The sequence below is a fragment of the Clostridium sp. genome (genome assembly GCF_017888565.1).
In the GTDB taxonomy this organism is placed as follows: domain Bacteria; phylum Bacillota; class Clostridia; order Clostridiales; family Clostridiaceae; genus Clostridium.
This window is the reverse complement of record NZ_JAGHFX010000100.1, coordinates 1-5,241: the sequence shown is the minus strand read 5'-3', so window position 1 is coordinate 5,241 and position 5,241 is coordinate 1. Positions and strand designations below refer to the sequence as shown.

Annotated in this window: 5 protein-coding genes and 1 pseudogene; all 6 read left to right on the top strand. The window is 29.8% G+C overall.

Going from position 1 to position 5,241, the window contains the following annotated elements; genetic code table 11:
- On the top strand, nt 1–581 hold a 581-nt coding region (locus J7M87_RS19685; protein ID WP_291653856.1), incomplete at its 5' end, for an SH3 domain-containing protein.
- Between the two features lie 194 nt (nt 582–775).
- Entirely contained in the window at nt 776–2,221 is a 1,446-nt protein-coding gene (locus J7M87_RS19680) for a hypothetical protein (protein ID WP_291653854.1), read from the top strand.
- 15 nt (nt 2,222–2,236) lie between these two features.
- On the top strand, nt 2,237–2,683 hold the full coding sequence (locus J7M87_RS19675) for a hypothetical protein (RefSeq protein ID WP_291653852.1): 447 nt from the start codon (nt 2,237–2,239) through the stop codon (nt 2,681–2,683).
- Between the two features lie 320 nt (nt 2,684–3,003).
- Nucleotides 3,004–3,474 (top strand): annotated as a pseudogene (tnpA, locus tag J7M87_RS19670) (IS200/IS605 family transposase).
- A 159-nt stretch (nt 3,475–3,633) separates the two neighbouring features.
- Entirely contained in the window at nt 3,634–4,134 is a 501-nt protein-coding gene (locus J7M87_RS19665) for a tyrosine-type recombinase/integrase (RefSeq protein ID WP_291653850.1), read from the top strand.
- A gap of 413 nt (nt 4,135–4,547) precedes the next feature.
- Nucleotides 4,548–5,241: hypothetical protein (locus J7M87_RS19660; RefSeq protein WP_291653848.1), on the top strand; the 694-nt coding region annotated here is incomplete at its 3' end.

The window sequence follows — 5,241 nt, the reverse complement described above, 5'->3', positions numbered from 1 at the left end:
GAGTTTCTGCTGCTTTAATAGAAACTTGTTTTATATCTAATCAAGGAGATATGGATAGATACAATAATAATTTTGCTAAAGTATGTAATGCAATTGTAGAAGGAGTAGCAGAGGGATATGGATTAAACAAAAATAATAACACAGTAGTTGTCGCACCTAAACCAGTAGCTCCTACAGAACAACCTAAAGTAATATACAGAGTAAAGACATCCAATGGAAAACAATTAGGGGCATTTAGTGTATTAGAAAATGCTAAGAATATGGCAAGTACAAATAAGGCTATAGTGTACGGTGTTAATGGTAATGTGGTTGCATCATATGTACCTCAAGTTAGTGTTGGTACTAGATATGCTGAAACTGGTACTTACTATTTTGATACAGCTGTAACTGTTAGAATAGCTCCAGAAGAAAATGCTAAAACAGATGTAGTTTATTATCCAGGGGAATCAGTAGTATATCATCATGTTATATTAAATAAAAATGGATTCAATTGGATTGAGTACTATGGGAATAATGGAAGAACTGGATATTTAAAAGTAAAAGATTTAGCAACAGGTGAAAGTTATGGATATGCAAAATAAATAGTATAAGTTTAAAGGCTAGTAGGTAGGAAAAATCTTACTTACTAGCCTTTTTTATTTTAAAATTAAATTGACATATTATTCTAAAATAATACAATTATAGTAAAGGGTATTTTATTTACAAATTAAAGCAATAAGAAACCTATAGAATTATTATGAATAACTAGAAATATTTTATTTAAAGGAGAGAAAATTTGAGTACTATAAGTTTAGGTAGAAGTGGAATAGTAGGAATATCCTACAGTGAGACAAGCCTATTAAAAAGTAATCTAATAAGAGCAAATGAAAGAAGAAATAGCGCATCAAACAATATAAATTCAGCAAAAGTAAAATTGCAGGTAAATGGAAGATCAGGTAGAATAAGAGTAGAGACAGATAACCTCCAAAGTTACTATAGCAGTTTAAAAAGTAATAACTCAAAAATAGAAAAAATAATAAGAGATATAGACTACATAGTAAGAAAATTTAAAGAAGTTGATAGTAGATGTGCAAGTAGAGTAAGAGCAATAAGTAGAAGCTATAAAGTCCAATCTTTTATAAGTAAGATTAGCAATTCATTAATATCATTTGGAAACAAGGTGTTTAATGGAATAAGTAACTTTTTTAAATATGGAATTAGCATTATAAAAAATATATACAATTCTTCAGTAAGCTGGACTAATAGTTATGGCTTTTATGGAAGCTTAGCATCAGGAAATTTTAATTTAGGAATGTATCCTGGATTAGCAATGGTTGGAATGGGAGTTGGAGTAGGAGTAACAACATTAGGCCCTATAATTCCTGGAGGAGTAACAAATAACAATAAAGGAGTAGAAGAATATCTAAAAAAATCTTTCAAGCAAGTTATATTAGGAGAATTTACAAATACTGATGATATAACTTTATTAGGAACTGTTGGTGAAATTGGAGTAGGTTTTACACCTGTTGGTATTGCACAGGATGGAAGAGATCTTGTAAAATGTTTTATTGATTGGGAATGGTCATGGAAACATGTTGGATGGACAGCTTTCGGACTTGTTGCATTAATACCAGGGGTTAGTGAATTAAAAAAGCTCTTTAAAGGATTTGATAATGTTTCTGATATAGCTAAAGATACTTCAAAAGTAGTGAAAAATATAGATAAAATAGATGAAGTTAGCGATACTATGAAGGGGGTGAGAGAAACTAGTCCGGCGGAAGTAGCTCAAAGTTGGCAAGGGGGTTTTCCGTATGTTGGAGTTGATAAGTATAAAAACATAACCTTGAAGAAGGGGAAAGTAATATATGTTGGAGACCCATATCCAACAGGATATGCAACTACTAAAAGTGCTCTAGATAGGATAGATAGAGACGCAAGGAAGTTGTTTGAAGGACTACAAGTTAAACCTTACTGGGAAGATGGAATGGATGTTGCTGAATATAGAAGTAAAATGATGGCTTATGAAATAACAGAACCAATAGATGTAGCTTTTGGAATAACGAAGGCTAATCCGCAATTTGGAAGTGGTGGACTACCTCAAATGTTTCTGCCAGATTTTAAAGAGTTATTGAGCAGTGGAAAAATAAAGAAAGTTGAATTGAAGGCAGTGGAGTTGAATAATTATAAAATGCAATTAGATGATTATAATAAAATGTTAGATATATTAGAAGGACTAAAGTAAAATAGGAGGATATAGATGATACTAGATAAAGGCAAAATAGTTATAAATAATAAAGAAATATATAGTGGAATGGATAGTGAAAGTTTTAAAAAAATATTTTTAATGGATGTAAATAGTTATATAAATGGAAATATTGAAAGATATAATTTTAAAAGTCCACAAATAATAGACGGATTATCACTATGGGTTAAAATTATATTTAAAGATAGTTTCCTATCATCTATAGAAATGAAAAATGCAGATTTAAAATTGAAAAATTCTTATGATGATTGGAGTGATGATAAAGTAGAATTGAAAAGAGAAAGTCATAATAACTGGTTAATAAATAATTTAGGAGAAGCTCATGAAAAATTACCAGTAGCACTAAGATATAGATATAGTTGGGGGGAAATAGAATCATATTATGACCCTAAAGCAGCAGATAGTGGAATATTAATAACTTATAGTAAAAATAATGTATAATAAAGAATTAATTTAATGCATAAAAAAGAGTAATAAATGAAGTTGCTTAAATCAATAATATTATAATTGATTTTAATACTGCATAATTTTAATAATGCAGTAAGATGTAACTAAAAGAAAAAAATAAATATATATTATAACAATGATAAGAGTCAATGTTTCTAAGGAAAGAAACATTGGCTCTTTGTTGTATAAAGAATACCACAGGTTCGACCTGTGGTTCCTGAAAGCTTCTAGCGGTGAGTAGAAATAAAAAAAACTCCGTTGTAAAATTATAGTATGTTTGCCGACCACAACTATAATACAAGGAGGTATCCAATATGGATAATAGTAGTTTAGCACATAGCAAATGGAATTGTAAATATTATATAGTTTTTTCACCAAAGTATAGAAGATAAATAATTTATGGAAAAATAAAGGCTGATATAGGAGCAATATTGAGAAAGCTATGCGATCAAAAAGGTGTAAAAATAATAGAAGCAAATGCATGTAAAGATCATATACATATGCTTATTAGTATACCACCAAAATTAAGTGTTTCACAATTTATTGGATATTTAAAGAGAAAAAGCTCCCTGATGATATTTGACCGACATGAAAATTTGAAATATAAATATGGAAATAGGCAGTTTGGGTGCAAAGGATATTATGTTGATACAGTAGGAAGAAATAAGAAAGTGATAGAAGAATATATAAAAAATCAAATTCAAGAAGATTTATCTTATGAACAAATAAGTTTAAAGGAATATATAGACCTGTTTACGGGTGAGCCGGTAAAGAAAGGCAAGTAATAAAGCCCCTTTAGGGGTAGCCAGTGAAAATATGCGGTTGGCAAACCCGTTCGACGTGCGAGTAGCACAGCCAGTAACAGAGCCTTATAGGCGCAGAGCAAACCACCCGTTTGACGGGTGCTCCTGATTCTATGTAAAAAATTCAAGGAGGTAAAGTATATGTGTAAAATAATTGAGGATTTCAAGATAAGTCTAATTGAAGATGGGAAGAGTTCTAAAACAATTGAAAGCTATGTTGGAGATATTAGAGGATTTATAGAATTTCTAGGAAGTAAAGGAGTTGAATTCAATGGCAATCTACAACGATTCTACGTAGTAAGCTATAAGAATTTTCTAGTAGAAAGTAACTATGAGGTAGCAACTATCAATAAAAAGATAAATAGTATTCATGTACTAAATAGATACTTTCTAGCAACTGGTGAGATGAAAGAAATAGTTGTAGAAAATTCTGAGGATAGAGTAAAAATAGCCTACGGCTCGGAGAAACAAGTAGAAGTTTACAGTGATAATGAGGTTAAGAGGATTCTCTTCTACATTCAGAATGAAGAGAAAGTAAGTAAAAGAAATAAGGTGATTGTAATGTTACTACTTTATACAGGTGTTAAAGTTAGTGAACTATGTAGCATTAAGATTAAGGATATTAATTTCTTGAATCATTAAATAAAGATTTACGGTAAGGGATGAGATTCTAATGATTACTAATTTCAACAGTAAGTAAACTATTAGGTCTTAGCAGTGTGGACACTACTAGGATATTTTATATTAACAGTAGTAGAGAAGATAAATTAAAAGCAGTAATCTACTATTGAAGGGATTGAAGAAATGATAACAATAAATACTTTAGAGGATATATATAAAGTCGAGATAACTACATTGGAATTGGTGATGAATAACAGGTTTTATAGGAGTAGAGAAAAACACCCATTTAGATAGTAAATTTGATTTATAAAATAAGTACATTAATTTTATAATACTGTAAGATTGTAAATCATACTGGAATATAGAGGGAAAAAATAAAATGTGCAGAATGATTATATATTATAGAATATTAAATAAAATAAAGGAGAAGAGATTTGAGTACCATAAGTTTAGGAAGAAGTGGAATAGTAGGAATATCCTATAGTGAGACAAGCCTATTGAAAAGTAATCTAATAAGAGCAAATGAAAGAAGAAATAGCGCATCAAACAATATAAATTCAGCAAAAGTAAAATTGCAGGTAAATGGAAGATCAGGTAGAATAAGAGTAGAAACAGATAATTTGCAAAGTTACTATAGTAGTTTAAAAAGTAATAACTCCAAAATAGAAAAAATAATAAGAGATATAGACTACATAGTAAGAAGATTTAAAGAAGTTGATAGTAGATGTGCAAGTAGAGTAAGAGCAATAAGCAAAGGATATAAAGTACAATCTTTTATAAGTAAGATTGGAAATTCATTAATATCATTTGGAAACAAGGTGTTTAATGGAGTAAGTAATTTCTTTAAGGATGGAATTAACATAATGAAATCTATAAATAATCCTTCTGTAAATTGGACTAGCGGCAATGGTTTTCATGGAAGTTTAACATCAGGAAATTTTAATTTAGGAATGTATCCTGGATTAGCTATGGCTGGAATGGGAGTTGGAGTAGGAGTAACAACATTAGGACCTATAATTCCTGGAGGAGTAACAAATAACAATAAAGGAGTCGAAGAATATCTAAAAAAATCTTTCAATCAGCTATTGTTGGGTAACTTTACTAATGATGTTACAGCTTTAGGAACAG